Below are 3204 nucleotides of genomic sequence, written 5' to 3'. Positions count from 1 at the left end.
AGGGCGGGCCGGTCCGAACCGTCGCCGTCGAAGTGGACGACGAGGTCGCGGAGGATGTCCGGGGCGTGGGCGCTGACGATCCGTCCGCTCCAGTCGTCGCTCAGGACGGGCGCGGCGGCCGGTCCGGGGTGCCGGTGCGAACTGGCCTCGTACAGCGGGCGCAGAGCGGAGTGTCCGCCGTCGGGGCTGTCCGGCACGGCCGGGAGCAGGTCCACCGGGAGGGTCTGCCCCAGCCCGAGGAGACTGTGCGTCACGGCGATCCGCAGACAGTGCGGGCCGGACGGCGAGAGGTGGAGGCGGTAGCGGCGTGGCGCCGCGTAGTAGCCGCTGCCGGCATGGCAGCCGATCCTGCCCCGCAGCGGCGGGGCGGACGAGAGGGACGGCGCGGTGGGCAGGGGTGCGGCGGGCATGGGTCTCCCTGGGTCCGGGGCCGGCTTCTGGTTCTCAGAAGTGCGACGGGGCAGCGCACATGGGGCTGAGGGGCGCGCGGCGGCGTCGGCGCGTGCCCGGTCTCGACGGGGTGCGGCGCCGGCGGCGCCGGCGGTTCAGCGCATCGGCCTTGTCGCGCTGCAGACCCGCAGGAGATCGATGTGGCGGCGGGAGGTCAGCAGGAGGGGCGGTCGACCCGCGCGTTCGGCGCGGTCGGCGGGCGGCTCCGCTCGACGCTCCATCTGTTCCCTACCCATTCACTAGGAATCTCTCCTCTGGAGTGTCGGGCGGCCGCCGCGCGCCGTCAAGAGGACCGTACGCCGTCTCACCGGAGCGTCTCACATCGTGGAAGCGGAGGGGCTCCGGCCGCTCATCGCGTCGCCGAGCCCGCGAAGGGGACGCCGGTGACGAGCGGGACGTCCGCTTCCGGGCCCTTCGCCGCCGCGCGGTTCCACAGGCCCTGTTCGGCGAGCCGCGGCAGGACGTTCTCGCCGGACCAGTAGGCCTCCTCCAGGTGCGGGTAGCCGGAGAGCACGAACTCGTCGATGCCCAGGCGGTGGCACTCGGCGATCCGTTCGGCCATCTCGGAGTGGCTGCCGACCAGCGCCGTGCCCGCTCCCCCGCGCACCAGGCCGATGCCGGCCCACAGGTTCGGACTCACGCCCTTCGTCGGTCGTCGGCGGACGTGTGTCTTCGCTCTGCTGCGGCCGCCCGGCGCCGAACCGCTGACGCCGCAGATCGGCGGAGGTCGGGCCCGCGGTGCTCATACGGCGGCCGCCAGGAGGGCGCTGCGGCCGCCGAGGGCGTGGGAGAACTGGTCGACGACCTGGGCCAGGCTCTCGCCTGTGCCCGGTGCGACGGTCAGGGTCCCGTCGTCGGACACGGTGATGTCCTTGTCGAGGGTGAACCAGCCCTGGACGATGTGCGCGGCGCCCATGGAACTGAGCACCGGGCGCAGGGCGTAGTCGATCGCCAGGACGTGTGCCGTGCTCCCGCCCGTCGCCAGGGGCAGGACGGTCTTGCCGGCCAGGGCGTACTGCGGCAGCAGATCCAGCAGGGACTTGAGCAGTCCGGAGTAGGCGGCCTTGTAGACGGGCGTGCCGATCACGACGCCGTCGGCGCGGTCGAACAGCTCGGTCGCCTCGACGATCGCCGGGTGGCGGAAGTCGGCGCCGAGGAGCGCTTCGGCGGGGATGGTGCGGACGTCCAGGGGAATCACGTCATGTCCCTGGGCGGTGAGCCGCCGGTCCAGGTGGCGCAGCAGACGGGCGGTGCGGGAGGCGGGGGACGGACTTCCGGAGACGGACAGGACGGTGGCCATGGCGGACCCTTCGCGAGCATGGGGCGGGTGTGGATCGTGGTGCGCAGGCGTGCGGCGGGAGCGGGGTTGTGCCCCCGAGTGGGCCGTGAACGCTATTCGTTGGTCTTGGGCAGTCCGGGCGGGTTGATCCCGGACGTGGTCACGGCCTCGTCGGACAGGCCCCAGCGCTTGAGGACCTTGGCGTAGGCGCCGTTGCGGATGATCTCGTCGATCGCGTCGGCGAGCGGCTTCACCAGGCCGTTGTCCTTCTTGGTGGTGGCCGCGATGAGGCCCTGGAGCGTGGCGCCGGCGCCGGAGTAGGTTCCGACCACCTCGGTCCTGCCGGTGGTGGCGGCGTGGTAGGCGGCGGTCGGATTGGGGCCCAGGTAGAGGTCGATGCGGCCGGACTGGAGGGCGAGGTAGGTGTCGCTCTCGTTCTGGTAGTACTTGATGTTCACCGGCTTGCGGCCGGCCTTCACGTTGTCCTTGCTCCACCCGACGAGGAGCTTCTCCTGGTTGGTGCCGCTGCCCACGGCGACGGTCCGGCCGGCGACGTCCTCGGGCCCGTCGACCTTCAGCCCGCTGCCCTTCTTCGCCTCGAAGCCCAGGTTGTCCTCGCGGTAGGGGGCGAAGTCGTACTTCTCCTTGCGCTCCTCGGTGTCGGTGATGTTGCTGATGCCGACGTCGTACTTGCCGCTGTCGAGGCCGACGAAGATGTTCTCCCAGGAGACGGTGTTGATGTGCGGCTTCAGGCCGAGCACCTGGGCGACGAGGTGGGCGAGGTCGGGCTCGACGCCGATGACGGTCCTGTTGTCGGTGGCGTAGAAGGTCAGGGGCGCCGCGGAGCCGGAGGAGCTCACGATCTCCAGGGTGCCTCTCCTGCGGATCCGCTCCGGGACCTCGGCTGCCAGGGAGTCGACCTTGGCGGTGGTGACGCGGTTCTGGTCGGGGCTCAGGTTGATCTTCGTGCCGGCGCCCGGCGTGGCGGCGACCTCGGTCGTGCCGCCGTCCTGGGGGTTGGCGCACGCGGCGAGGACGAGGACGGCGGCCAGTGGGAGTCCGACGGCGGCGGTGCGGCGGGTGGACGAGGGGGACATGATCGTGCTCCTTGCTTGCGGAGGAAGCGGGCGGGGCGGGGTGCGGGGGTCAGAGGACCTTGGAGAGGAAGGCGCGGGTGCGTTCGTGCCGCGGGTGGTCCAGCACGGCGGCCGGCGGACCCTGTTCGAGGACGACGCCGTCGTCCATGAACACGACGGTGTCGGCGACTTCGCGGGCGAAGCCGATCTCGTGAGTGACGACGATCATGGTGGTGCCGCTGCCGGCCAGATCCCTGATGACGTCGAGGACCTCGCCGACGAGTTCCGGGTCGAGCGCGGAGGTCGGTTCGTCGAACAGCAGCACCTTCGGTTCGAGGGCGAGCGCGCGGGCGATGGCCACGCGCTGCTGCTGGCCGCCCGACAGTTGGCGCGGATAGG

4 protein-coding genes and 1 pseudogene are annotated in these 3204 nt (G+C 71.8%); all 5 read right to left on the bottom strand.

The genetic code is table 11. The features are described from left to right. On the bottom strand, nt 1–410 hold a 410-nt coding region (locus tag ABT300_RS42640; protein WP_502978124.1), incomplete at its 3' end, for a glutathione S-transferase family protein. 389 nt (nt 411–799) lie between these two features. Then, nucleotides 800–1141, bottom strand: a pseudogene (locus ABT300_RS42635) (LLM class flavin-dependent oxidoreductase); the annotation flags it as partial. A gap of 51 nt (nt 1142–1192) precedes the next feature. Continuing rightward, complete coding sequence (gene ssuE, locus ABT300_RS42630; RefSeq protein ID WP_351688152.1) at nt 1193–1750, bottom strand: NADPH-dependent FMN reductase; 558 nt, start codon at nt 1748–1750, stop codon at nt 1193–1195. 92 nt (nt 1751–1842) lie between these two features. Then, complete coding sequence (locus ABT300_RS42625) at nt 1843–2826, bottom strand: ABC transporter substrate-binding protein (protein ID WP_351688149.1); 984 nt, start codon at nt 2824–2826, stop codon at nt 1843–1845. A gap of 49 nt (nt 2827–2875) precedes the next feature. Then, nucleotides 2876–3204: amino acid ABC transporter ATP-binding protein (locus tag ABT300_RS42620; RefSeq protein ID WP_351688146.1), on the bottom strand; the 329-nt coding region annotated here is incomplete at its 5' end.

Origin of the sequence: Streptomyces sp. NPDC001027 (assembly GCF_040299045.1) — a bacterium.
In the GTDB taxonomy this organism is placed as follows: Bacteria; Actinomycetota; Actinomycetes; order Streptomycetales; family Streptomycetaceae; genus Streptomyces.
This window is presented reverse-complemented; position numbering and strand designations above follow the sequence as displayed.